Annotated in this window: 24 protein-coding genes; 2 read left to right on the top strand and 22 right to left on the bottom strand. The window is 40.7% G+C overall.

Annotated features, from left to right (window positions below; all coding sequences use genetic code 11):
• Nucleotides 1–305 precede the first annotated feature (305 nt).
• Nucleotides 306–2,753, top strand: coding sequence for a chemotaxis protein CheW (locus Q7U33_RS07385; protein ID WP_304859206.1), 2,448 nt, complete (start codon nucleotides 306–308; stop codon nucleotides 2,751–2,753).
• A 166-nt stretch (nucleotides 2,754–2,919) separates the two neighbouring features.
• Here Q7U33_RS07385 and Q7U33_RS07380 read toward each other — a convergent pair whose 3' ends face one another.
• The 18 genes from Q7U33_RS07380 to Q7U33_RS07295 form a co-directional block, all read right to left on the bottom strand.
• Nucleotides 2,920–4,023 carry a PilT/PilU family type 4a pilus ATPase gene (locus tag Q7U33_RS07380; protein ID WP_304859205.1) on the bottom strand — a complete coding sequence of 368 codons (1,104 nt, stop codon included), beginning with the start codon at nucleotides 4,021–4,023 and terminating at the stop codon, nucleotides 2,920–2,922.
• A 132-nt stretch (nucleotides 4,024–4,155) separates the two neighbouring features.
• A complete protein-coding gene (locus Q7U33_RS07375; RefSeq protein WP_304859203.1) occupies nucleotides 4,156–6,264 on the bottom strand; it encodes a tetratricopeptide repeat protein in 2,109 nt (702 codons plus the stop codon).
• Between the two features lie 9 nt (nucleotides 6,265–6,273).
• Nucleotides 6,274–7,512 carry an FAD-dependent 5-carboxymethylaminomethyl-2-thiouridine(34) oxidoreductase MnmC gene (gene mnmC / locus Q7U33_RS07370; protein ID WP_304859201.1) on the bottom strand — a complete coding sequence of 413 codons (1,239 nt, stop codon included), beginning with the start codon at nucleotides 7,510–7,512 and terminating at the stop codon, nucleotides 6,274–6,276.
• Nucleotides 7,505–8,251, bottom strand: a complete 747-nt coding sequence (gene mnmD / locus Q7U33_RS07365) for a tRNA (5-methylaminomethyl-2-thiouridine)(34)-methyltransferase MnmD (RefSeq protein ID WP_304859200.1) — start codon at nucleotides 8,249–8,251, stop codon at nucleotides 7,505–7,507. The genes mnmC and mnmD overlap by 8 nt, the downstream gene beginning before the upstream one ends.
• Before the next feature lie 129 nt (nucleotides 8,252–8,380).
• Nucleotides 8,381–9,661 (bottom strand): cyclopropane-fatty-acyl-phospholipid synthase family protein, encoded by a 1,281-nt coding sequence (locus Q7U33_RS07360; protein WP_304859198.1) that lies wholly within the window; start codon nucleotides 9,659–9,661, stop codon nucleotides 8,381–8,383.
• A gap of 14 nt (nucleotides 9,662–9,675) precedes the next feature.
• Complete coding sequence (locus tag Q7U33_RS07355; protein WP_304859196.1) at nucleotides 9,676–10,470, bottom strand: DUF1365 domain-containing protein; 795 nt, start codon at nucleotides 10,468–10,470, stop codon at nucleotides 9,676–9,678.
• A complete protein-coding gene (locus tag Q7U33_RS07350) occupies nucleotides 10,457–11,710 on the bottom strand; it encodes an NAD(P)/FAD-dependent oxidoreductase (RefSeq protein WP_304859194.1) in 1,254 nt (417 codons plus the stop codon). Before Q7U33_RS07350 ends, Q7U33_RS07355 begins: the two co-directional genes overlap by 14 nt.
• Nucleotides 11,711–11,781: 71 nt before the next feature.
• A complete protein-coding gene (locus Q7U33_RS07345) occupies nucleotides 11,782–12,726 on the bottom strand; it encodes an acyl-CoA desaturase (protein WP_304859193.1) in 945 nt (314 codons plus the stop codon).
• Nucleotides 12,727–12,771: 45 nt separating this feature from the next.
• Entirely contained in the window at nucleotides 12,772–13,278 is a 507-nt protein-coding gene (locus Q7U33_RS07340) for a lipocalin family protein (RefSeq protein ID WP_304859190.1), read from the bottom strand.
• Between the two features lie 38 nt (nucleotides 13,279–13,316).
• A complete protein-coding gene (locus Q7U33_RS07335; protein WP_304859188.1) occupies nucleotides 13,317–13,964 on the bottom strand; it encodes a DUF6134 family protein in 648 nt (215 codons plus the stop codon).
• 33 nt (nucleotides 13,965–13,997) lie between these two features.
• Nucleotides 13,998–14,771: a DUF1295 domain-containing protein gene (locus Q7U33_RS07330; protein WP_304859185.1), complete on the bottom strand. Its 774-nt coding sequence runs from the start codon at nucleotides 14,769–14,771 to the stop codon at nucleotides 13,998–14,000.
• A 4-nt stretch (nucleotides 14,772–14,775) separates the two neighbouring features.
• The gene (locus Q7U33_RS07325; protein WP_304859182.1) at nucleotides 14,776–15,285 is read right to left on the bottom strand and encodes a DUF2878 domain-containing protein; all 510 of its coding nucleotides are present in this window, start codon (nucleotides 15,283–15,285) and stop codon (nucleotides 14,776–14,778) included.
• Nucleotides 15,286–15,304: 19 nt separating this feature from the next.
• Complete coding sequence (locus tag Q7U33_RS07320; RefSeq protein WP_304859179.1) at nucleotides 15,305–16,378, bottom strand: cyclopropane-fatty-acyl-phospholipid synthase family protein; 1,074 nt, start codon at nucleotides 16,376–16,378, stop codon at nucleotides 15,305–15,307.
• 196 nt (nucleotides 16,379–16,574) lie between these two features.
• Complete coding sequence (gene clsB / locus Q7U33_RS07315; RefSeq protein ID WP_304859177.1) at nucleotides 16,575–17,729, bottom strand: cardiolipin synthase ClsB; 1,155 nt, start codon at nucleotides 17,727–17,729, stop codon at nucleotides 16,575–16,577.
• Nucleotides 17,730–17,734: 5 nt separating this feature from the next.
• Complete coding sequence (locus Q7U33_RS07310; protein ID WP_304859175.1) at nucleotides 17,735–18,490, bottom strand: endonuclease/exonuclease/phosphatase family protein; 756 nt, start codon at nucleotides 18,488–18,490, stop codon at nucleotides 17,735–17,737.
• A 76-nt stretch (nucleotides 18,491–18,566) separates the two neighbouring features.
• Complete coding sequence (locus Q7U33_RS07305) at nucleotides 18,567–19,058, bottom strand: peroxiredoxin (protein WP_370651997.1); 492 nt, start codon at nucleotides 19,056–19,058, stop codon at nucleotides 18,567–18,569.
• An 84-nt stretch (nucleotides 19,059–19,142) separates the two neighbouring features.
• A complete protein-coding gene (locus Q7U33_RS07300) occupies nucleotides 19,143–19,817 on the bottom strand; it encodes a hypothetical protein (protein ID WP_304859172.1) in 675 nt (224 codons plus the stop codon).
• Nucleotides 19,818–20,747 (bottom strand): rhodanese-related sulfurtransferase, encoded by a 930-nt coding sequence (locus Q7U33_RS07295; RefSeq protein ID WP_304859170.1) that lies wholly within the window; start codon nucleotides 20,745–20,747, stop codon nucleotides 19,818–19,820.
• Nucleotides 20,748–21,124: 377 nt separating this feature from the next.
• On the opposite strand from Q7U33_RS07295, the gene Q7U33_RS07290 reads away from it, so the two are divergent.
• Nucleotides 21,125–21,742 carry a hypothetical protein gene (locus Q7U33_RS07290; RefSeq protein ID WP_304859167.1) on the top strand — a complete coding sequence of 206 codons (618 nt, stop codon included), beginning with the start codon at nucleotides 21,125–21,127 and terminating at the stop codon, nucleotides 21,740–21,742.
• A gap of 171 nt (nucleotides 21,743–21,913) precedes the next feature.
• Here Q7U33_RS07290 and Q7U33_RS07285 read toward each other — a convergent pair whose 3' ends face one another.
• The 4 genes from Q7U33_RS07285 to Q7U33_RS07270 all read right to left on the bottom strand — a co-directional run bounded on the left by Q7U33_RS07285 (nucleotide 21,914) and on the right by Q7U33_RS07270 (nucleotide 25,967).
• Nucleotides 21,914–23,458 (bottom strand): diguanylate cyclase, encoded by a 1,545-nt coding sequence (locus Q7U33_RS07285; RefSeq protein WP_304859165.1) that lies wholly within the window; start codon nucleotides 23,456–23,458, stop codon nucleotides 21,914–21,916.
• A 128-nt stretch (nucleotides 23,459–23,586) separates the two neighbouring features.
• A complete protein-coding gene (locus Q7U33_RS07280; RefSeq protein WP_304859162.1) occupies nucleotides 23,587–24,396 on the bottom strand; it encodes a formylmethanofuran dehydrogenase subunit C in 810 nt (269 codons plus the stop codon).
• Complete coding sequence (fhcD, locus tag Q7U33_RS07275) at nucleotides 24,393–25,301, bottom strand: formylmethanofuran--tetrahydromethanopterin N-formyltransferase (protein WP_304859221.1); 909 nt, start codon at nucleotides 25,299–25,301, stop codon at nucleotides 24,393–24,395. Before fhcD ends, Q7U33_RS07280 begins: the two co-directional genes overlap by 4 nt.
• A gap of 6 nt (nucleotides 25,302–25,307) precedes the next feature.
• On the bottom strand, nucleotides 25,308–25,967 hold the full coding sequence (locus Q7U33_RS07270) for a pyridoxamine 5'-phosphate oxidase family protein (protein WP_304859159.1): 660 nt from the start codon (nucleotides 25,965–25,967) through the stop codon (nucleotides 25,308–25,310).
• Nucleotides 25,968–25,983: the final 16 nt, after the last annotated feature.

The raw sequence follows: 25,983 nt of genomic DNA, 5'->3' as shown, positions 1-25,983 counted from the left end.
AAGTTATTATGCACTTTTAAAGTGCATGGTGTGGTGCGTTGCACCATATTGTTTTATTTATAAGTTAATAAGTCACTAAAATTTATATAGATATCAAACGTTAGTAAGTGTTTATTTTGTATTGGCCTATATATTGCTTATATTAAAATCATAAAATTAATGTTTTATGTAAGTAATGCGACCAATTATCAATTATTGTCTGTGAGCTAATAATGAATCAGATTTCTTCGTTTCAAATCGATAATTACCTGCCTTTTATGAGGGATGTTGTTCGTTGTGAACAATCTTTACATGAGCTAAATTTAATGTGGAGAATTATTGAATCGTCAGCAAAAATGAACTGCCCAGTGGAAGCAAAGAGCATATTGCCTACGATGGCTGCAACCCGAGACGGCTTTAATCGGTTAGAAAAAGAGTTGGTTTTAAGCTTAGTGCAAGAAAAAGTTGCCACTGTATTTAACGAGATTGGCACCAAGGCAAAATATGTCATTGATATCTTGGTGCGTAATCTTTACGAACGTACCGCTGATGTTGGGTTTCTTGCGACAGACCGTGAGTTATGCAGTTTTGTGGCAGGTGTTGGTGGAAATGTTGATGATATACGTTTGCGCTTACGCGCTTACAGAAGTAAATATACGGTCTATGATGAAATTATTCTACTAGATGTTCATGGCAACGTTTTGGTGCAGATTAACCAAGAAACACCAATAGAGGGCAGTTTAGATCCTTTGATTCATGAAACTTTAACATCAGAAGATTACGTAGAAACTTATCGTCATACTGATTTGCGCCCCAAAAAAGATAAAGCGCTGGTTTATTCAAAACGTATGCTGCATCCTGAAACTGGTGCGGTAGTTGGAATTTTATGCCTGTGTTTTAATTTTGTTGAAGAGATGGCTGGTATTTTCCAATCTCATCGAGACCCTAGCTTACGGTCGGTGATGTTGTTGTTAGATCAGCAGCAACAGGTGATTGAAACCAGTGATCCTCGCTGGATTCCTGTAGGGGCGGTAGTGCCTGTTAATCATGATGCTAAACCTGGATTAATGATATATGGTGGGCGTGAGTATCTAGTGGCGACTTTCAAAGCAAATGGTTACCAAGGTTATATGGGGCCAATAGGCTGGCAAGGTCAAGTGATGACGCCTGTTGATATTGCCTTTACAGGCCAGGAAACAAGTGCATTGAAGTCTTTAGATGCAAAAGTAGCGAGAGGGTTGTTATCTCATGCACAGTCTTTTTGCCCACCACTTTATGAGGTAATGACAGCGGCTTCAACTATACGCAGGGTTGTATGGAATGGCCAAGTCATGACTGTTGGACAGACAGGGGAGTTGTTTAAACTCAAAACTATACTAGACCAGATTAGTGAAACTGGTACACGTAGTAACGAGCTATTTGCGCAATCTATTAATGACCTTTATGAGACAGTGCTTGCTTCACGATTGCAAGACTCTGAGTTTATGTCACATTTGTTAGTAGACTTACTTGATCGTAATTTATATGAACGCTCTGATGACTGCCGCTGGTGGGCTGTGACACCTGAACTCAGAGTGGCACTTGCTTCTGAACGTATGGATGTTGCAAGTGTGTCGCGTATTACAGAGATATTGAACTACATAAACCAGTTGTATACCGTGTACACGCGTATTTTTGTCTATGATAAACAAGGTGTTATCGTTGCGAGTACTAACCCTGTGGATGAAGGTGGTTCAATTATCGGGTCATCAGTTGATGATGTCACATTGACTGAAGTGTTATCTCTGCGTAATGAACAGCAGTACTATGTTTCACCATTTGAGCCTAGTTCAATCTATAAGAATGATCCTACCTATATTTATCATGCGGCCATTATGTCGCCTGATGGGGTTGATGTCGTTGGTGGTATTGGATTGGTCTTTGATTCAACACCTGAGTTTAATGCGATGTTACTCGGTGGTATTGCCGATAATGAATCCATTAAGGCATTTTATATTGATAGACAGGCTAAGATTATCTCTAGTACAGATCCTTCTCGTCCAGTAGGTTCTGTCTTAGATGTAGACCCAGACTTACTTCAGTTGCCGAATGGTAAATGCACTTCACGCATTGTGATACGCGATGGCCATTACTGCATTCTTGGCTGTAGTGTATCTAACGGCTACCGTGAGTTTAAAGTAACTGATGGATATAAAGAGGATGTGATTGCTGTTGTTTATGATGCATTTGGCGAGGTGAGAAACCACTTTAGTTCTGGTAATGACTCAGCCTCTATTATTCATTCTGAGTCTGTGCAGTCATCAGATCCTGAGTTTGCAACATTTTTTGTGGATGAGACACTATTTGCCCTAGAGGCGGAAATAGTTTTAGAGGCATTGTCGGCATCAGAGATATCTTCAGTGTCGATAGGTAGTCGTTCAGAGCGTGTCGGTGTGATTGCAGTTCAACATGAGGGTAATGGCGCTAATTATGTGTGGGTTTATGATCTCAGTTACTTATTGAGTGGCGTTCCATCAGTGGTTGATAGTAACAGTCAGGTGGTAGTGATTATGTGTGGCGGACATAAAATTGGCTTGCTTGTAGGTGCCTTACACTCTGTCGCTCAGTTTAATCAGGCTCAGATAAGTATGACACCGCTAGCGAATGATAAACGAGGCAATTTGATTAAGTGGATTATTAAAGCGAATGAAGGAAATTTGTTTATTCAATGTGTGGATGTGGATTTCTTACTAAGAATGCTGACAAATCCGTTTGATCCAGTAAAGCAACAATAAATATGGTGAAATATTTTATTATGCGTTCACGAGTATTGGTAATAGTTAATGCATAAAGAGCAATGTTTCAGGTTTAATGTTCTGTTGGTATGGTTATCTGAAGCAGATAACCATACCTTATGTATACAGGCTATTTGAACTATATATGTGAAACGAACTTTTTTGACTACAGCCCGATACCACCATTCCCATTGCGTGTTCCCTCAGCTGCGAAGCGAATTTTCAGTGATAAATCGTTACGAGAGTCCGCGTAGGCAAGTGCATTATCTTCGTCGACTTTGCCATTGGCATGTAGTTTAAATAAGGACTGATCAAAAGTGTGCATGCCAATGTCGCCGTGTTCCGCCATGATTTCTTTGATTTCACCCATTTTTTGTTTTTGTATCAACTCACCCATGTAAGGTGTATTAATCAAAACCTCAGTGGCGGCTACACGTTTACTTTGCTTACCTGGGATCAAGCGTTGCGATACGATAGCAACTAGATTCATTGACATTCCCAGCAGTAAACCATTTCTACCATCTTCTGGAAAGAATGAAATAACGCGCTCTAATGCTTGATTCGCATTGTTAGCATGCAGTGTGGCTAGACATAGATGGCCAGTTTCAGCATAGGCAAGCGCGTTTTTCATGCCATCCATATCACGGACTTCACCAATCAAAATAACATCAGGTGCTTGGCGCATTGCATTCTTAAGGCCATTTTCAAACGATAACGTATCAATGCCAATTTCACGTTGGTCTACTACCGATTTTTTATGAGGGTGAATAAATTCAATAGGGTCTTCAAGCGTTAAAATATGACCATTGCTTGTTTCATTACGATAATCAATCATCGATGCAAGTGTGGTTGATTTGCCAGAACCCGTTGCACCAACTATCAAAATAAGTCCACGTTTGCGAGTGATTAAATCTTTTAGCACAGGTGGTAGTCCTAGGCTTTCTAAAGATGGGATTTCAGTTTTAATATGGCGAATCACCATGCCGACTTCACCGCGTTGTTTAAATACATTGACGCGGAATCGTCCGATATCTTTTTTACCTAATGCAAAATTAGACTCCAGTTCTGATTCAAACTCTTTAGTCTGATCTGCGTTCATCAGAGAGTAAGCAATATCTTTGATCATGCCAGGCTTCATGATTTGTGAGTTGATGGGTGTAGTTTCACCTTCAACTTCTATGTGAATACTGGTCCCTGTGCTGAAGAATAAGTCTGAGCCACCTTTGTCCAGCATAAACTTCAATACAGGGGTGATGTCGATTGCTGCCATGATTGTGTCCTGAATGTTCTCAAATTTGTTGTTTTTATCATTTAGTGCATTTGCACATATTAAAGACTTTAGCATAATTTTAATTGAACTCATTAGCTAGTTGTGCTGCTTTATTCAGCCTGCCAATATGGGTTATTTAGCATGCTGTTTCAACATCGCTCGATATGTTTTTTCAAGCGATTCTGCAAACTTGGCTGTGTCAAATAAAGGCGATGTCATATTTTCAGTGCTTAGTTTTTCTTTAATACTCGTCAGCGTGTCTTTATTCTGCATGAGGCTCATTGCTGTATTTTCATAAGCTTCTAGCGAGTAAGTGATGAGTTGCGTTAAGCCAGCAGCATGCAGCAAACTGCTTGCGACACGTGATGCAAATGTGTCACCTACACACGTTAATACTGGCACACCCATCCATAAGGCATCGCTACAAGTTGTATGTGCGTTGTATGGTTGGGTATCTAAAAATAAATCAGCATGCGCATGTCTTGCTAGGTGGTCTGCTAAAGTAACTCTTGGTGCAAAAATAATGCGCTCAGCTTCAATGCCTCTAGTTTTAGCTTCACGCAATAAATTTTGTTTAGCCCAAGTGTTGCAATCTAACAGCCAGAGCACGCTATTGGTTTGTGTTGAGAGCAGGCGCATCCACACACTAAAAACATCGGGTGTGATTTTAAATGATTGGTTAAAGCTACATAGTACAAATGTATCTTCAGGAAGCTGACATTCTTGACGTGAGGGTGTTTTGCCTACTGGGCGTTTACGGTCGTTCGGTTGGTAGCATTGGGGTAGTAAGGCTAGTTTTTCAGCATAATAGCCTGCTGATGTGGGCGGTGTAATGAAGGCATCTGTTAATAGATAATCGAATAGTGGTGTGCTTGGTTCATGATTAAGACGAACTTCCCCCATTGTGCCTGGAAATCCTAACCAGTTGACGTTGATTTTTGCTGGGCGGAGTGTTGCAATACCACTTCGGCTAGTTTGTGTAAAACCAGTTAAATCCACCAAAATGTCGATGCCATAACTATGTATTTTCTTTGCGGCATCTATTTCAGTAAGTGAGCGAATGTCATGAAATTGATTAAACGCTTTTTCGAGCCTTGCTCTTGCGTTGGTTTTATCATTAATGCCATAAGAAAAAGCGTGGATTTCAAATTGGCTTTTATCGTGTAGCTCAATCAGCTCACTGATTAGAAAGGCTAGCGGGTGTAATCTAAAGTCTGCTGATAAATAACCTATTTTAATTTTCTTGTTAGAGACCGCTGTATGCGTAAAATTTAGCTGTTTGCCAAGTTGAATCAGTTGGGCATAGCGATTATTGACCCAGTTGCTAGCACAAACCTTTTGTTCTTCTGCGGTGGTAGAAGGCATCGCTAAAAAGGCAAAGGGGGATATTTGAGCGCTTGGCTCATGCTTTACCCACTTGCGAATCTGTTGAATATCCTCTTCTAGCCCCTGCCAATTACACATATGTTGCTTTTGGTGAACCAAATGCACTTTTGCATGATGTAGCTTAGGGTTGAGTGTGAGCGCTGTTTGATAACTTGCTACGGCTAAATCTAACTGGCCTAATTCGCGCTGTACGTTACCTAAGTTGTTATGCGTATCGGCATCATTAGGCGCCAGTTGGATTGCTTTTTGGTATTGCTTGGCGGCGTCATTCGGTTTACCTAACTCGCGTTGTGCGTTACCTAGGTTATATAGCAGTGCCGCATCTTGTGGGTTAAATAGTAAGGCTTCCTGAAAGCAGGCTTCCGCTTGAATGAAATTGCCAAGTGCATGTGCTTGATTCCCCAGTGATGATAAGCAGTGACAAAGTGCCTCACGTATGTCATCAGCTTTTGGTCTCACTCTTAATACACGCCGGTAGTAGCCTGCAGCTTCTTCTAACCGGTTAGCAGCCAGCATTGTGTTGCCAAGGTTAAGTTGGATGTCTAGGTCTTTAGGCTGCAATAAAATCGCTTGTTGAAAACTTTTGATAGCAGCATCAACTTGGCCGTTTTCGCGTAATGCTAAACCGTAGTGGTTTAAATATTCCACCTGTTTAGGACTAATGGCGAGCGCTTGTTCAATATGTGACACCGCGAGTGCAGCCCGATTGGTTTGATAATACACAAGGCCTAGCATATGGTGTGCATCAGCATGGTTCGGTTGCTTAGACAGCACTTGTTGGTAAAGCGACTCTGCTTCTGTTAATTGGCCTACACGATGATGTTGAACTGCTGCTAGATAATAAGATTGCGCCATAGACTCATTTTAACCTGAAATTTTATGCTGAGAGGCGATGGTTTTTGCCAATTTCTTTAATCCTAACGTTTTGAGCAAGAATCGATTGGGGTTAAGTTGGTAAGCCAGTTCATTGCTAACGGGTAAAGGCTGATGGCAAATAATACTTGCTAGTAGCTCTGCACATAATGGCGCACTGGTGAACCCTTTGCTACCGTGTGCTGCATTGATATATAAACCTGATACCCATGGTAGTGATTCAGTCGATGCACTTGGTCTTACAGGGTTTTTTGTGAGATTAGCACCATCGATTAATTCACCCACTAACGGCCAGTAGTCGCTGGTGGAACATCGGTAAGAAACGCGACCCCCAGTCAGGTTTTGTTTCAAGTCCTGATAGAGTGCTGGTGAGATGTTGTTGAGTTTATTTAAGTTAGAAATATGGTCTGCCTTTGCCAGTGTTAAATCAAGCGGTTCGGCTAGGGTGTTTTCTGTGTCAGAAAATGAGGCTCCTAAGCAATGAGATTGTGCGGTATAAGCGGATGGGCTTAAGTAGCCATCGCTGCAAATAATGGTGTTCACTTTGCGGCTATTAATCGTTGAATCCAGCACACTCACCTGACCACGTACTGCTTTAGTGTTTAGCGGTAGATCAGGCAATAGTATTTGTGCATCGTTAGCATTCGCAATGATCAGTACATCTGCGGTTGCTAGTAATTGTTTCTGACTGTAAACCTCAAAACCGTACGCTTGTTTAATAAATTGACTGACTAGATGTGTATTGATAATCGTAATGTTTGGGTGCTGGGTTAAATGCTTACATAGGTTTTTTGGTTGTATCCACGCCGCGGTTGGGAAATATAATGCGTCATGGTCAATCGGGATGCCAGCGATGGCGCTAGCTTCGGCATGCGACACATAATGAAATACGCTTGCTGGGTAATTGCGCGTGGCCACTTTTTTAATGCGCGATAGCTCCCTAGCGTTAAACCCAAGTTGCAACATGCCACACATCGAAAAGTCAGAGGCAGGCAGATTAAGAGATTGATAAAACGCTAAGCTATATAGGTAGCTATCCAACGCAAATTGGCTACTTAGATCATCACCACTTAAGCGTGGGTATAACATCGCGAGCGGATTGCCTGAGGCAGCACTGGCAATTTCTGAATTACGCTCAATGAGCGTGACTTTAATGCCTTGTTTAGCGAGTCCATAAGCACTGCTACAGCCAGCTATGCCACCACCAATTACAATTGCACTATTAGTCATGTGGCTTACCTATGAATTCCCCACAAAGCATTTCACGTTTTTTACCAAACCCTGTGCGCTTGTTTACCTTAAAACCTGCGTTGATTAAGTCTCGCCTTACATCTCCAGCACTGGTAAATGTTGCGAATGTGGTTGAGCGTTTGGCATGTTTTGCCATTTCTGAGAACAAGCCGCTGTGCCACATCTCTGGGTTCTTAGCAGGAGAGAAACCATCCAGAAACCAAGCATCAGCAACATGAGTGATGCGTGCTAATTGTTCGGTGGCATCGCCTGTATATACAGACAGTTGGATTCTATGGTTGTACAGGCTAATAGATGTTGTATTCATCAAGGACTCGTATTGATGAATCAGAGGAGTACTTAATTCAGAGAGTTCTGGCCACAATGCTAACGCGGTTGAGATATCACTCAAGCTAAGTGGGTATTTCTCTACGCTAACAAAATGCAATACCGCATGCTCCGGTGCTGTTGCAAGCCATAGCTTAGCCGCACATAAAAAGTTTAAGCCTGTGCCAAACCCAGTTTCAATAATGGTAAAGTTTTTTATATCAACCTGTTGCCAGCGTGTAGATAAGTCGTTTCCTTGTAAAAAAACATATTCCGTTTCTAATAAGCCGTTATCACTAGAAAAATAAACATCTTGAAACTTGGATGAGTAGGGTAAACCATCTACCCATGTTAGTTCTGCAGGGATGGTGCTATCTTCGTTGCCTGAATGAGGTGTGCTGTTGTCTGACATGCGTTTTAATATCGATTTAAATTAAGGCCAAATAGCGTATTAGCAAGTTGACCGCAATTTTAAACCATAAAGGCAGCGCAAGTCAGACTACTATCAAGTCAGGTAACTAAGAAGCGCTGAATACTAGTTCTAGTCTTTTAGTGTGAGCGTGTCTCTTTTATTATTTGGCTTGGCTAACAATAGGTGGACATCGCCTAGGGCGCGTTCGATAAAGCCACCTTCACAGTAGCAGAAATAGAACTCCCACATTTTGATGAATTCTTCTGAGTAACCTAATGCACGTACTTGGTTGATATTTTTAAAGAAATTCATCCGCCACATGCTCAGTGTCGTTGCATAGTGTGGACCAATATCTTCAAGATCAATTAATCTCATATCACTCATCCGCGTAATGCTATTAAGCATAGCAGTGTTAGATGGGATGCACGAGCCTGGGAAAATATAGCGTTGAATAAAGTCTACTGAAGATTTAGCCGACTCGTAACGTTGATCGGTGATCGTAATTGCCTGAATCAAGGCAAGCCCGTCAGGTTTGAGTAATGCACCTACTTTTGCAAAGTAAGTGTCATAAAACTGATGTCCAACTGCCTCAATCATTTCAATGGAGACTAATTTATCAAACACACCATCTAAATGGCGATAATCTTCAAGTAATAATGTGATTTTGTCACTAAGCCCAGCCGCTTCCACGCGCAATTTTGCTAGCGCATATTGTTGCTTAGAGATCGTAGTTGTCGTGATTTTGCAACCGTAATGCTTTGCCGCATAAATCGCAAAACCACCCCAGCCAGTCCCAATTTCAACCACGTGGTCAGTTGGTTTTAAATCGAGTTTATCGCAAATGGTTTTTAGTTTTAATTCAGATGCCTGTTGTAATGTCTGTGTTTGGTGATTAAATATCGCGCTGGAGTACATCATCGTTGGATCTAAAAATAACTGAAACAACTCATTGCCTAAGTCATAATGTGCTGCAATATTTTTACGACTACCTTCTGTCGTATTGCTATTTAGCCAATGTAATACCTTGAGAATCGGCCTGGTCAACCATTGGTAGCCACCTTCTAGTGCATCCATCACTGATTGATTGATACACATAATCCTGACCAATTCAGTGAGGTGATCCGTGGTCCAGTAGCCTAGCATATAAGCTTCACCAGCACCGATACTGCCGCCAAAAGCAATTTCACCATAAAATCGACTATCATGAACCTTAATCACCGCATGCAACTCAGTGGATGCTTGGCCAAAGCTGTGAATTTCTTCACCATCTATCAAGGTTAATTGACCTGTATGCAAATGCTTCAGTCGTTGCAGAATTTTATGTTTTGCTAAATCAGCAACCCACTTTGCCCGATTCTTTGGGCGTAGGCTGGTAGTTAGTTTTTCTTGTTGTAGGGTGGGTGTTGTCATGAATTTTTAGAGCATCAAGGTTGATGGGTTGAGTTCGGATGTGAATGAAACGGTAATCGTTTCAGCCACAGTTTTAATGCGTTCCAATAAATGGCTAGTACTACTTTAATTGTCATCAACGGGTATTTGATGAGCAGTATATTGAGTTTATACGGGGTAAGTTCTGTTCGAGTTAGCGACAGTGTGGCATTAAAGATTAGATGTTCGTCTTGAAGATTTTTCATGTGTATATGCAATTGTTCTTCTTCTAGTTGAAACGCCCAGTCATAATCAATATTCATTGGCATAAATGGCGACACATGAAATGCTTTACTAAACTTAAAAATAGAAAGTTCGCCATTGTTTGTAAATTTTACAGTTCTGTTTTTTGAGTAATCATGCACATAGGCAAATGATTCATTCCAAGGCGTATTGGTAATGTGGCTTACAACTGCCTGTAATGTTTCTCCGTCATCTTCAAAACAGTAATAAAATGTGACGGGGTTAAAACAATAACCAAAATAACGCATATTCGTTAACATGCAGATTGGACCATTTGGCTTTTTTCCTGTGTTGACCTCAACGAATTGGCTGATTTCGTCTTTTAGTAATTTGTTTGGATCCCCAAAATAGTCGGCACGTTTAAACCATGCAAAATTTCTAGACTCAAAAGACCAAAACGTATTGTTTTTAAATAATGATGGCAGGTCATCTAAGTTTAAAAACATCATAAATACCTGATAGCCAAAGCCATGGGCCTTGGGCTTGAAGCGCTTGTGAGATACCCAACCCTCATAAATAGCACTACTAGATAATTTATTTAGATGCATTGATGTACTGCTCAAAATGCTTGAGTGCTTCTAACGCGCTCACCACACCGTCTTCATGAAAACCATTTCGCCAATAAGCACCAGCATAAGCAGTGCGGTTTACGCCACTTATCTCATCATGTCTTGCCTGTGCAGCGGCACCTGCTAGGGTATAGACAGGGTGCATATAGGTTAAGCGTTTAATCACTTTGTCTGGATGAATATCATGGGTATGGTTGAGTGTCACCAATAAAGGCTCTACGGATTGCAAACCTTGCAGTATGTTCATGTTGTAAGTCACCGCAACCTTGTTTGATGCTAGGTTAGTCACGTGATAATTCCATGCTGCCCATGCAAGTTTTCTTTTTGGCATCAGATTGGTGTCATGGTGTAAAAATATGGTGTTCTCTTGATAGGGGATTGCACCAAGTATTTGTGTTTCCTCTGCTGTTTTATCTAATAGCATCTTCAGTGCTTGGTCGCTATGACACGCAAAAAAGACAAAATCAAATTTTTCCTCTTCACCATTGATTGGTTTTACACGCACGGACGTTTTTAAGCGGCGTACACTTTCTACTGGTGTGTTGAGCCTGATTTTATGCTTAAACGGTGCCGTTAATGCATATACATAACTGGCTGACCCACCTGAAATAGTGCGCCATTGAGGTCTATCATTGACGGTTAACATGCCATGGTGATGAAAAAATCGTACAAAAAAACGCGCCGGAAACGAAAGCATTTGTTTTGCATCGGTTGACCAGATAGCTGCACCCATTGGCACAATATACTGATCTATAAATTGTTGGCTATAGTTGCCTTGTCTTAAGTAGTCACCAAGTTTTATTTCATTTCCATCATCCAATAGCTCCAGTGATGTTTTATTGAATCGTAAAATGTCACGAATCATGCGGTGGAACGAAGGTTTGAATAGATTAATACGTTGTGCAAACAGGCTATTCAGGCTAGTACCGTTATATTCTAGGCCTGTGTTTTCACAGCGTACGCTAAAGCTCATGCTGCTCGGTTGCCACGCAACGTTTAGCTCATTCAATAAATTGATAAAGTTAGGGTAGGTGCGATCATTAAATACAATAAAACCTGTATCGACATTGACAGATTTACCTTCATGCTGAATTTGATGCGTATGAGTATGGCCGCCAATATGACTTTCAGCCTCAAATACGGTGATGTCATGTTTTGCATGCAGGTGGTGTGCAATCGTATTACCTGCAATCCCGCTTCCTATAATCGCTATTTTCAAACTGAGGTCTTTCAAAGAGGTTAAACTAAAAACCGCGTAGGTCTTATTTGGTTAAGTGTTAATTAGGACTATTAAATCTTGGATTCTTGTTTAATTTTACGAGACTCTCTTATCGATGCAGGTACCATACGTAAATCCCATATCAACCCACACATTGCCAATATCTTTAGGCCGTAATAGGTTAAATCTACTTCCCACCAGTAAAATCCTTGCTTGGCAGAACCTGGGTAATGATGATGATTGTTATGCCAACCTTCACCAAGTGTGGCTAATGCAATCCAAAAGTTGTTTCTACTTTGATCAGACGTGGCATAACGACGTTTTCCCCAGACATGGGACAGTGAGTTAACGGTAAATGTTGCGTGATAAAGCACCACTGTCGAAATCGCAAATCCCCAAATGAGCAATTGCATCCCGTTAGTATTTAAGCTTGGGTAGGTACTTTCTAGCCAATATCCTAATAAATAGATACTGATTGCTACCAACACGGGAATAACAGCGTCAAAACGATCTAAAAAGCGAAGTTCACTAAATTTAGACAATTCTTTGACGTTCTCTAGGTGAGCTGTAAAATTTTTCGATGATAGAAACCATCCGATGTGGCTCCATAAAAAGCCATGTTGCACAGGCGAGTGAGCATCTTCAGATTCATCAGAATACAAATGGTGATGTCGATGATGAGATGCCCACCAAATAGGACCACGCTGTACTGCAGTGGCACCAATCAGTGCCAAAATGAATTGAAAGAAACGGGTAGTGCGGAACGCTTTGTGTGAAAAGTAGCGATGATAAAAAGCGGTAATTGCAAACATACGAATTAAATAAAACCCGATAGCAAAGCTAACTGCAAACCAACTTACTCCAACCCAGAAAACAGCAATGCATGCGACATGAATCAAAATGAAAGGAATTACGCGTAACCAATCAATCGTTTGCCATTGGTTTTTAACAATATCTCTAGGCGCATGAAGTTGGACTGATTGATTATCAAACCACGAAATTAATTTTTTAAACATAGTGATTGCTATTTATTTGCTGATGTCTGTAGATACTTAACTGTATTAATTGTTGTGAGGCACTTGTCTAAGTTTACTCACGTCATAACCTAAATCTTTGACAAAGTCAGTCAGTTTTTTTTGGTCATCTTTGCTTATCTTCGGAGATCTAGCCATAATCCACACATAATCTCTGGCATTTCGTGCAATCACAGTTTGTGTGTAATTTTCATCAAGGTAAGCGATTAGGTATTCAGCTTTAATAGGCCAAACAAATTGCATGCCCCATGTTGCGTTACCTGTATCTTTCACTACAAAACCACGAGGTTCATATTTTTTATGCGGTCCGTTTAGACTGCCTTTATTAAACGTGAATGTAGTAGCAATAGTGCCGTCTTTATCAATTTTGTAACTTTCAATCGCATTGTAAGACTCTGTCTCGATAGCGGTTGGAATGGCAGCTATCACATACCAATCCCCCATGAACTTAGGCAAATCTACTTGAGGCACTGTAGCGATAGGATTTAGCTGTTTACTTGCACAAGCACTTATCAGGCCTGTTAATAGAGACATAATGACAAGCCTTTTACTGATATTAATCATATAGAAATTCATTTTAATTGGTAATAAATGTTATAGCCTTCAGGCGTAACTGATTTTAAGCCCACCCACTCCTGTTGATCCGTTGTGTACCATAACTCAATGTTGAGCTTGGGTTTCCCATCCAAACTGCCGTTCAGTTTATAGTGAAGTGTTTCTGTTGCTTTGCCTTTGACATCTAATATCGCTTTACCGAATTTTTTAAATGAGACATCTAGAAACTCAGCATTTTGTGGATTCAGTAACTTGGATTGTTCTAATATTTTTTGGTTCCAGTAGGCAAATGTCATGGTGCAAAAGGGCAGGCTTTTGGTCTCTTTTCCATTGTTTACTTCAAAATAGTCAGCATTGCGCTGTCCTTTCACCACCGTTTTTATTTTGTTTTCTAAGGTGTCGGCCTCTAAACTTTTAATGCAATTTTTATCCCAACTTTCTATTGCCTGATGGTCGTACTGGTAAGCATTAATAAACAGTACTTTTACATTAAACTTTGCTTCGCTAGTGAGCGTTTTGTCTTCACTTAATTTGAATGTGTGTTCGCCGATTTTGGTTTTATCCAAGTACACATCAAATGCCCATTCTTTGGTATAGGCACTGCTAGATACTACTAAGAGTAGCAGTGTAAACAGCATATGATTAAATAAAGGTATTCGTTTCATTGGTTTTTAGGCGCTATCGTATATTTGTAGGTGCTAATTTCTTGGTTTACCAGGTATAAATGCATTAGTTGTTTTGATGTAGCGCAGATATTCGGGACGGCGTTCTGCAATATCTTTTTCTAAGAGTGCAACACCGCTCACTTTAAGTAGTAATAGGGTCATTAATATCGCTGAAATAATTGACCACCAAGCACCGCCTGCAAGTGCAATCAGGAAGAATCCCCACCATACACAAGCTTCGCCAAAGTAATTAGGGTGTCGGGTGTAACGCCAAACCCCAGTATTAAGTACTTTATGCTTGTTGGCGACATTTCGCTTAAATCTGCTTAATTGCCAGTCTGCTGTCGTTTCCCAAGCAATACCAAACATAGCGAATAGTATGCCCACCATATCGATAATATTTAAAGGTGTTGTAGAAGTGACTCCGCCTAAAATTGGTAATGAAATAACCCAAGCCAATACAGCTTGTAAACCAAATATGATATAGATGCTGCTCCATTTGAAATTCGGTGCATTGTTTTTACGTATTGCAGCGTAGCGGTGGTCCTCATGCGGGCCCCAGTTGCGCCATGTTAAATAAATGCATAAACGTAACGCCCAGATAATCACTAAGCACGAAATAAGTATGCCTCTGTCACTTATTGTGCTGAACGACTCAATATAGGCGAAACCCGCAACTAGAAAAAACAAACTCCACATGCTATCAACATGCGTCACGTTGTTTCTGAAAACACTGAATATCCAGCCGAATAAGCCAAATCCTAACATTGCCCACAAACCGTTTAAATAAATATCTAATAAAGGCATCTCATCACCTCTTCACAGCATTAATGCGTCGAGCAATGTAAAGTAAGGTGGGAGTAATCATAGCCCAGCCAATTGCCAGTACAACGAAAGATAACTGGCTGGTGATTGTTACTGCACCTAATTTTTCCGCCGCTAGGTAAGCTAAAGGTCCACCAATCATGCCAAAAATAAAGCCTACGAAATATCGCGTCTGCATCCATCTAAGACTCATATTCAGCGTAGTCGCAAATGCTAACCAAAGCGCCAAAATCCATACTGGTACGATAGATTGATGCCAGCCATGATATAAGTAATTGACTAAGTTAAATGAAACCAAGGCCTGATCTAATAAAGCACCAATCATGACTGTGTAAACAAGTAACTTTAGCTCGCTACTCAGATTTTTCGATTGGTATAAATGCCAAGCCAATATCACTGCCGTTATCAAAACACCTAACCATGGCTTTGCCATCGCAGCGCCAAGTACACAGGCAAACCATGCAATTTGGAATAGAATAAAATTAAGTACTAGCATGCGTTATCTTTGCAATATATTAAGATGGACGTTCAAATTGGTAGTGCGATACCCACCATTCCTGACCATTTTTATAGCCAAACAGCTCAGCACAAGCCATAAAGAAGATGCGCCAACGGTTGCGCCACTGCTCAATCTGCTCAGCTCCATATGTATGTTCTAGTATGGCAGTCATCTCGTCGTGATGCTTATCCATGTTTTCAAGCCATGCATTGGCTGTTTTTTCATAATGCGTGCCATCCCAACGCCATCGTTTGACTAATTGTAGGTCTGATTGAAAGCTCAATGGTAAGTCATCACTGGGCATCATGCCGCCAGAAAAGAAAAACTGGCTCATCCAGTCATCATCACCCTGTACCTCAAATAAATAGGGGGTACTTCTATGTACAAAAATATGCATAAAGAATTTACCGCCAGGACTTAGCCAATCATGAATCTTCTTATATAAGGCCTTGTGATTACGCATATGCTCAAACATCTCAACTGACACTACTCGGTCAAAGCCATTTTTTGGATGGAACTGCTCATTAGCGTAATCAGATGGATCAAAGCGATTCATATCGCATGTAATCACGCGTATATTATTCAAACCTCTTTCTTTTGCGCGTGCTGCAATATATTCACGCTGAGAGTTTGAGTTGGAAACGGCTGTGATTTTACTGTTAGGGTACCGAGCAGCCATCCACAGTGTAAGTGAACCCCAGCCACAACCCAGCTCTAGTATTGCTTGCCCGTCTTTTAAATCTGCATGTGTACAACTTAAATCTAAAGCATTCGCCTCAGCTTCCGTTAGAGATTTTGTTTCTGGCAACCAAAAGCAACTACTGTACTTTTTGTGTGTACCTAAGCATAAAGAAAAAAAATCAGATGGAACCTCATAATGTTGCGCGTTAGCAAGCTCTGGTACTAGAGCAAGTGGCGCTGTGTTCATTGCCTCAATAAACTTGGATTGTATTTCAGCACTTTTTTCACAATCAGTTGCATTGATTTCAGCTAAGCGCTGTTTAGAAAGCCTTCGAATACCATATCGGATTAAGCTATCTGGAAATTTACCATTCTCTGCAAGATTAATGGCTAAGCTTGTAAGCTGCATAGTGATCTTTCTTTGTTTTATTTTTGCAAGAAGCTACATATCGTTGGCTGTATAGAGGTTCAATACAGCTAATGTGCAGTTATTTTTATAAATACTCGACCTTATTGGTCAAGTCTCGCTAGATTAAGTTCAATGAAATTTTATAGCTAAGAAAGATTATTAATTGAGATAACGCAAGTTGGGAGGTGTGTTGCGTTTAATGCTGATCGGTGTAACCAATGATGCCTAAAAATAAACGTACTAGGCCATATGCAATCCAAGAAAGAAAGCGTTTTGCACTATTGCCTTTGGCCCACTCATTGACTTTAATTTGATAAGCGCCATCATGAATAGCCGTATGAATGTCTTCATGCAGGGCCGTGGAGAAATGTTTATCTTTCACAAAGACATTGGCTTCTCTTGCTAAAAATAAGCTAAATGGGTCGATATTTGATGAGCCTACAGTTGACCATTCTTGGTCAATCACTGCGACTTTGCTATGCATAAAACTTTTTCGATATTCATAAATTTCAATGCCATTCTTCAAAAAAACATGATAAAAAGCATGGGTTGCAAACATTAAAAAGTATTCTTTGCGGCCTTGCAGCAGTAGTTTGACTTTTACACCACGTTTAGCTGCGCTGATTAACGCCTTACGGAATCTTCGGCCAGGAATAAAATAAGCATTGGCAATAATGATTTCATGTTTAGCACTCTCAATGGCTCGTAAATAAGCAGTCTCAATATCACTTCTGTGTAATATGTTGTCACGCGTTACAAAAGCAGCCTTAATGCTTACTTTTGTATAGTGCGTTGGCGTCCGAGGGTTAGGGGTCAATATGGGTTTGCTATGAAAGTGTAGCCATGCCAAACGTTGCCATAGTTTTTTCACGTTATTGGAAATAATAGGTAGTAAGGCACCTTGTACGCAGACAGCGTAATCAATTCTAGGCGCAGTTTGATGCGGTACATTATGGTCATCAATAATGTTTATTCCGCCAACAAATGCGACTATATCGTCTATGACGGCTACTTTTTGATGCAGTCTGCGGAGTCGGTTTTTCTTAAACGTCCATGGCGATACCTTTTGGCGATAAACCATGACATTAATGCCAGCGGTTCTTAGAGATTCAATGTACGGCTTTGGTAACATTTTTGAGCCGAACCCATCAATCAGTAAGTGCACTGAAACTCTGCGGTTCACAGCGTTAATCATGGCATTAGCAATACGTGTCCCTACTTCATCTGCTTCGTAAATATAGGTTTGTAAATAGATGCTGTGTTGTGCATTGTCAATTGCATGCTCTAGGGCAGGAAAGTACTCAACACCGCTTCGTAACAGCTGAATATGATTTCCGCTGATGAAATACATAATGCTTAATGACCTTTGATTAAGGTTGCAGACAACATTGCGTGGTCAGATAGTTTAACAAAATGCGCACCAGAGTGAACTTCTACATGCTGAATTTTAAACCCACGCGTATAAATACGATCCAACCTGAGAATTGGTAGCCAAGATGGAAAGCTGCGTGCTGGCTTGCCAGTATGATGATCAAACACCTCCTGTAACCCAACTTGATGTGCAAAGTCTTTGCCAGAGCGCATGCCCCAATCGTTAAAATCACCTGCAACAATTAATGGAGAATGTAAGGGAATATGTTGTTGAATATAATCTTTAATCACCATAAGTTGCTGTTTACGCCACCTTGCAAATAAGCCTAAATGTACACAGATGGTGTGTAAGGGCTCATTCCAATTTGGTATACTGATTTCGGTATGCAGCATGCCACGTTCCTCTGTGCTGTGTGCAGAAATGTCGATATTCGTTGTTTTGATAATCGGAAATTTAGACAATAAAGCATTGCCATGATGGCCAGCGGGGTACACCGAATTTTTGCCATAAGCGTAATCTTTCCATACGGAATCCGCTAAAAACTCGATTTGCCCAGCAGTTGGCCAAGCATCAAAACGTTTGCTATGTTCATTGTGCACATCGCGGACCTCTTGTAGAAACACAACATCTGCGTGTAGTTTACGTAATAAGTCACGCTGCTGATGTAACGAGAAACTGGTATTAAAATGCGTTAATCCTTTATGGATGTTGAAAGTGGCAATGCGGAGTGTGTTGTGCACGTTAATTTCACTTCATTGATTTTGATGCAGTTGAGATAATGCTTAGTTCCATGCTAGCACAGAGTTATGGAACTTTCTATTTAATAGCTAACGGATGGGCATGCAACCAAGTGATCACATCATCAGCATTGCGATCTGGCGGAAAAACAGGGTAAAACACTTTTTCAATCTGTCCATTGTTAATAATCATGGTTAAACGTTTGTACAACGTCATGCCGAGTACTGAAAAGATTGGTAGCTTGAGTTGATCTCTCAGTTGGAGTGTATGGTCGCTTAATAACTGAAATGGAAGGTGTAACCGATTGCGGGCTTCAAGTTGGTGTTCTGTTGATTGGCTACTAAGACCGAATACATTGACATTAAGTGCTTGTAACTCAGCATAATGGTCGCGAAATGCACAGGATTGTGGTGTGCAGCCGCGTGCTCCAGGTATTTGATCCCAGCCATCAGGCAAGGGCGTCTCTGGACGTCCTGTCATCGGGTAAATGTATATAACATATCTACCCATTAGCTTACCTAAATTAATATTAACCTTGTCTGTGCCTGTCAATGTAGGGGTGGTAGGCATATTCCTTCGAGATGTTGTGCCGCGTTGTCATCGGTTGGTACGACAAGATCTGCTGGTAGCATTGATAGGTCAGACATGATTAACTCATTCAATAAATGTTACTTCTACTCCCTGATTGGGGCCCAGATTCTTATCAGGATTTTCTATCCAATATTGATAAAACTCACGGATGACTAATAAAAATAACTGCTTGTTCTCATCAATTTTAAATAAAGGTAACGTCACATCAACAGCAACACGGTAAATCCTTGCATCATCAGTTGGCGCGCCTCTTAATTGTAAAATTAATATTTTAGCAAGGTTTAGCCTATTATCTAGTAGTTGTTTATTTGCACCTTTGTCTTTCAACGCCTGAGAATAAGTGTGCAAATGCCTGGTTTCTGTGATGTCGAATTTCGCAGTTTTTAATTGATCAGTGAGTGTTTTTAGTGAGGTAGGTAGAGGCTGCCATTTAAGTGGCTGTATATCAAAACCACCTTGCCGGCTGAACGCTGCAATTGCTTTGATATCTTGCATCCAAAATGGGAAGAACTCTCTAGCTGTATTCAGGCTGTCATGCCAGATATCCGCAGGAATCGTTTTGATTACTTTTTCAATCGCTTTAGTATAGCTTGTGCGTTCAAGCGGCTGATTTTTTAGTAAGGGAATAAACTGATCTAAAAACAACGAGCGCTTATAAAGCATGCCACCTTTTGCGCCTTTTTTCTCAAGTAACTTGAAGTAGGCGCTGACTGCTTCTTTTTCACGAGCAGTACTCATTTATTTTTGTTTTTCACCAATATGCGTTTCGCCACGCTGTTTTGCTAAGGCAACTTGTTTTTGTCTTTCTGATAATCTTACGCGCTTTTCCTCAGATACTTTATCGTAACAATGAGGGCAGGAAATACCAGCAACGTATTGTTCACTTTTCATTTCAGCAGGCGATAGCGGGTGCCGACAGGCATAGCACTGATCAAAATTCCCAACTTCTAAGTTATGTTTTACAGCGACACGTTGATCAAATACAAAGCATTCACCTTGCCACATGCTTTGCTCTTCTGGCACCGTTTCCAGATACTTTAATATTCCACCTTGTAAGTGATAGACCTCATCAAAACCTTGGTCCAGCATATAAGAAGATGCTTTTTCGCAACGAATCCCGCCTGTGCAGAACATGGCGACTTTTTTATGTTTGGTTTTATCAAAGTTTTTGGCTACATATTCTGGAAACTCACGGAAAGTGGTTGTTTTGGGGTCAATGGCCCCTTTGAATGTTCCAATATCTACTTCGTAGTCATTGCGAGTGTCAATTAATACAACATCAGGATCTGAAATCAGGGCATTCCAGTCTTCAGGTTTCACATAAGTCCCTACTTTCTTAGTAGGGCTGACGCCAGGCACACCAAGCGTAACAATTTCTTTCTTCAGTTTTACCTTCATGCGATAAAACGGATGTTCATCGGCAAAAGACTCTTTATGTTCTAAATCTGAAAATTTACCTGCAAATAATGGGTCTGTGCGTAGATAGTTCAGTAGAAGATGAATGTGATCTGATAAGCCTGCTATGGTGCCATTAATGCCTTCTTCTGCTAGCAGCAACGTGCCTTTGATATGGTGAATTTTGCAAGCAGCAAGAATAGGGGCTTGCAAAGCTTGATATTCAGGCAAGCTAACAAATTTGTAAAGGGCAGCGGTTAAGTACTTAGGCATGACAGTTGCAGTGATATGTAATACGCTATTTTAACAGATGATTTTATAAAACAATGTTTATCTACATCAATGTCTCAGTGCTATCAAACTTGTGGTATCAGTATTTCATTTAAATCAGCCTATGGTTAATTTAAATACACTTTTATTGTAAACAATTGTTAACTCAAAGCCTTAATTAACTCTGAAGCAATCGTGTCGTATATCATCCCTGAAAAATATCATGATGTTTATTAAACAACATATCTTGATGCATTAAAGATGATCGCTGATTGCCATGACGCCTAAATTTTAAAACCAAACAGCAATATAAACTTGAAGAATAAAGTTGAGCAGTTTTATCTCATTATTTTTAACGTAAACTTAGGAATTAACTAACGATGCAAAAATCAGCTTTAGCCCTTGTAATATCTGCATCACTTGCGGTTGGCATATCAGCTTGTTCGACAACGTCCGTCACACCTAAAAGTACATTAAGTGACGCTATATTAAATAGTTATGTCGCAGTTGCACCGATTACAAAACCCGCAGAACTTTCAGAAAGAACAAAAGCACAGGCGATGGGAAATTTTGTGGTTGCATCAGTGATTTCCAGCGCTGTAGGTAGTGGTGCTGGTGCTGTAAATGCACAACAAATGCAAGCTAATATGCAGATTATGCAGTCTTTTAGTCAGAACTTACAACAAGCCTTACCAGATAGTTATGTAGTATCGGCAGGCAAAGGTGCTGATTTAGCACTTGCCAAAAAACTGTCTGACTACCTCACTATTAAAGCGCAACCATCTACCCCAAATAATCGCGAGCTATCTATTGCGGTGAATACACCATTATGGGAGTTAGGTTATGTATCTTTTCTTACTAGCCAAGATTATGCTTTGAACTATCATCTACAAGTAAACGTGCTGGAGAAAAAGGAAGGTAAGTTGCATGCAATTAAAACCTTCAGTTGTGCCAATTCAGCAAATAACAAAATGCCTCTTGAAAAATGGAAGGCTTAAAACTATAAGGCTGTGGATATCAATGCTGAAGTGATTGTGAATGAATGTTTTAATCGATTTTTAGCTGAAACAGGACTTAATTAAAAACAGTAAATATTAGTTACTAGACTTAATCTAGTAACTAATAGATCCATATAAGTTATACGAGTTTTGCCACTCATTCTATATGGACTATTCTGTTGCGGTCTCAACACAATTCCTACCATGCTCTTTTGCACGGTAAAGTGCTTGGTCTGCGCGGCGTGTTAAATCATCCAGATCCTCTAGATTGCTCCAATTTTCATGCTTATTTAATTCAGCCACGCCCATACTTGCTGTAATCTTTATGAGGTTGCCATCGTAATTTAACACTAAACTTTCAAGCGCGAGACGTATGCGCTCTGCGATATTTGTTGCGCTATTGAGGTCTGTTTCAGAGAGCAGTATAAAAAATTCCTCACCACCCATTCTGCCAAGTAGGTCTTTTGGCCTAAGTGATTGCCGGATGGGCTCTGCGATTGACTGCAATACAAAGTCGCCTGCGCCATGACCATACGTGTCGTTAACCCGTTTAAAGTAATCTAAATCGATTAAAATCATCGATGCTGTTTGATTATCCTGTTTCAAACGATTAAGTTCACGTTGCGCTTCAGTTCTAAAGTGCTGGCGATTTGCTATACCAGTGAGTTCATCAACTGAGGCAATGTGTGCAAGTTGTATATTTGCTTCATGCAAAGCATTGTTAGCCTTTTCAAGCAGTAAGGTGCGATCATAGACATGCGACTCTAACGTGCTGTTATGCATTCTTAATGCATATTCTTTTTCTTCAAGTGCTCGGCGTTGGTTGTTAATTTCACGCATAAGAATGGCCAGCCCAACTGAAACAACCGAGATAAGTGCTAAATATTCTTGTGTTAACCATACCGCTTGTTGCACAGATGTAGTTGAGTATGGGTATATCTCGCGTGTGAGTTGATATACTGCCAGCATAGCCACAATAGTCACGGTAAAAGTAGCACCTAGTACACCGAATCTAATGGCAGCGTAAATACCTAACGATAGTAATAGCAGTGGGCTAATCAGAAACTGTAGCTGTTCATGTTTTCCAGAAAATGCATAAATGCCTATGAAAATAAGCGTTAATGAAAATAGTGTCGCTTCAAAAATAATTTTGTTAGGTATTTTAGGGATACCTTTTTCTAATAAACGCCAAACGACTACGATCATTGGTGTCAATAGAATTAAGCCTAGTGCATCGCCAAACCACCAAACTAACCAAAATTTTGAATAGTCTAGGACAGAATTTCCAAGTTTTATATTAATAGTTGCACCGATTAAGCCTGCAAGAGCACATGCAATTAACGGTCCAAATAGTAAAAAATAGCCACCTCGTCTTAATTTATCAAAATCAAAGTTTTCGCCACTGACACGGCGAATGAGTGTGGCGGCAAGTGTGACTTCCAGTATATTTGTAAATCCAAATGACGCGGCAGTCCACAATGGAAACGTGGGGATGTCAGCAGCAATTTCAGCGAGTAAGGTGCCCATTAAAATGAGCGGCCATTGGCGATAAGGAAGTATCAGAAGCGCTGATAAAATAACTGCATTTGCAAGCCACACAATCGCGATGCCTTGCGCACTTACCGTTTGATATACGCCTAATAACGCTAGTGCGTAGTAAGCGCAACTAATTAAAATTGCAATTTTTAACTGATTGAATGTGCAGCATCTACGCATAGTTTGATAAAGAAATGCTTTACTAACTTAATATTGAGTTTAATTGATACGATACGACAAGCGGCTCAGTATAAAGCTCAACTAATTTCATATTGCGAATCAGCATGTTCTTGTACTTAGATTAAATGCTAGGCATTTAGAATGAGTATCTCACCATTGCCTTTATAGGCAGCATCCCCCACAAAGCGCTGCACACGTTGCGAGCTTAATTGGCTAAATGGCGTATTGTGTTTTTTAAACGATTTAAATAATAAGCTCAGGTATGGCAATGTGTGTGTGCCACAGTCTTGAACTGTAGCATGTAGGCTTGGTGTATTTTTCAGTAATAGTGTGCCACGGTGCATATTAAATGCGGTATACGCACCAACATTACCTAATACACCAATCGTACCTGCAATCATGCGGCTACCGCAGTAGTCGCCAGCATTGCCTTCAATCAAAATCAAGCCTCTACGCATTTGGTCACCTACACGGTCACCAGCATTACCTTTAATAATAACCGTGCCGCCACGCATGCCTTTGCGTAGACCTTCGGAGCCTGCTCCTAAAAAGTCGCCTACGTTAGCGTCGATTGTTAATAAACCACCTACCATATTGCATGCGGCATAGCTTTCAACACTGCCAGTACAGTGAATTTCACCACTTTTCATGGTAAAACCTAAATAAGCACCAGCGTTACCTTCAATCGTAATTTTTCCTGAAGACATATTGGCGCCAATATAGTCCATCTTATTTGATGGGTTTTTAAAGACAATATGCGCTGAGTCGCTACCTGTTACTTCAAATAAATCGCTGACTAGTAAAGTGCTATTGCCATAAGTTACTTTAATATTTGCAATATCGGTGATTGATTTGTTTTCTAAACTATTTGGGGTTAACACACTGCAATTAACCGAAAAATTGAGTGTATTTTTTAATGTAAAGGTGAGCGCGTTCATGAGTTGCTGCCGTTTAAAATATCATGTAATTTGAAAAGATGAGGGCCAAGCTTGCCACCATAGTTACCTGCTGAAATACGTTTAACGCCACTTTCGGCACCTAGGTTACAAATCGCTTCAATACCTACTTTCATGGAGAGTGCGATGTCTTCAAAAGTTAAACCATCAATCACAATTTCCATCACGCTTTCAATTTCTGGTGAAAGCTCGGTATTGGTAGCACCTTTTAGCGTAGGGCAGAATGCATCGTTGGTCGATGCAAACATGGTTTTATATTTACTGCCGACTTTAGAGCCAGACCGCACCACGCCACCAGGGAACGGCATAATCACGTTAGGTACTTTTTTCATGGCTTCAATGGCAACCTCGGCTGCAGCTAGGGCGGCTGGTTGCGATGTGGCGAGAATCAAAAAGTTACCACCACCAATTGCACGTACCATGCCGGTGGTTTCTTCAGTAATAAACTCACCATCCATCACTGGAATGCGCCAGTAGCGTTTTCCATCTATCAGTTTAGAGGTTTGAAAGCCATCACCAAAATAGCGTAGGTGTTTGCCTAGACTGATTTTATCTTCGCCATCAATACCTGAAAAAGCAGCAGCAGTCGGACAAGTCAAAATACATTGGCCCATCCGAGTTTCTAGTTGTTGCATGAGCACTTTGCTACCCATTGCAAACATAAGAATACTTACGCCCGGTCTGCCATCTGGCGTTTCTTCGGTCCTTAGCTCACGTTCAATACCAGCCTCAACACCACAGCCAATCACTGAGGTTGCAAAGCCAGTCATGGCGTTGGCGGCATGATATGCCCATTTTAGGTTTTGCGCGGTAATAATTACGCGTGTGCCGCGCATGTTAAAAGCTTCGGCAAAAGTATCGTCAATTTGTATAGTATTTAGCAACATCATCATTTAAGCCGTAGGGTCAGCAGTTTTAATTTTATCAATCCATTCTTCAATTTGAATGGTACCTAGTTCTTTTACTTTAGTAACATCAGCTTCTGGCAGTATATCTTGAACCAAATCCAAGCGCTTCCATTCGGCAATCGGTGTTTCACAATGCTCACGTGGCACATAGCGTGAATCACGCACTTTAGTGCGCTGGTGAATGTAGCGCGGGCAATTTTGCCATAACTCAGATAATGTCACACGAACAATAAAGTCAGCTTCTTTGTATTCAGCCATGAGCGGGTCAGTACGAGAAATTGTCGCACTACCTTGTACACGGATGCGATGCGGTGCTTCAAATGAGATAAACAGCAAACCAACTTGTGGCTGCGTACTGATATTTCCCATAGAGAAGAACATGCCATTGCCATCGTAGCTCGGAAAAGCTAAGGTTTTACTATCAATTACTTTCACAAAACCAGCATCACCACCTTTGTAAGACACCGTAGGGCGGCCTTGATGGTCTACTGTTGATAAGAAGAACATGTCCATGTGTTCGATAAAGCCTTTTGACTCTTCATCAAACTCAGTTTTACAAGCCAACTCCTCAACGCGGTCTGCCATTTTTCGCGTGGCAAACTCATCTTGCAATTGACGGTGTTGCTCGCCATATAACCTACTCATATCGTTCCTTTTCAGT

This window comes from Methylotenera sp. (genome assembly GCF_030653755.1).
Lineage (GTDB): Bacteria > Pseudomonadota > Gammaproteobacteria > Burkholderiales > Methylophilaceae > Methylotenera.
Note: the sequence above shows the minus strand (reverse complement) of the source record. Positions and strands in the feature narration are given on the sequence as shown.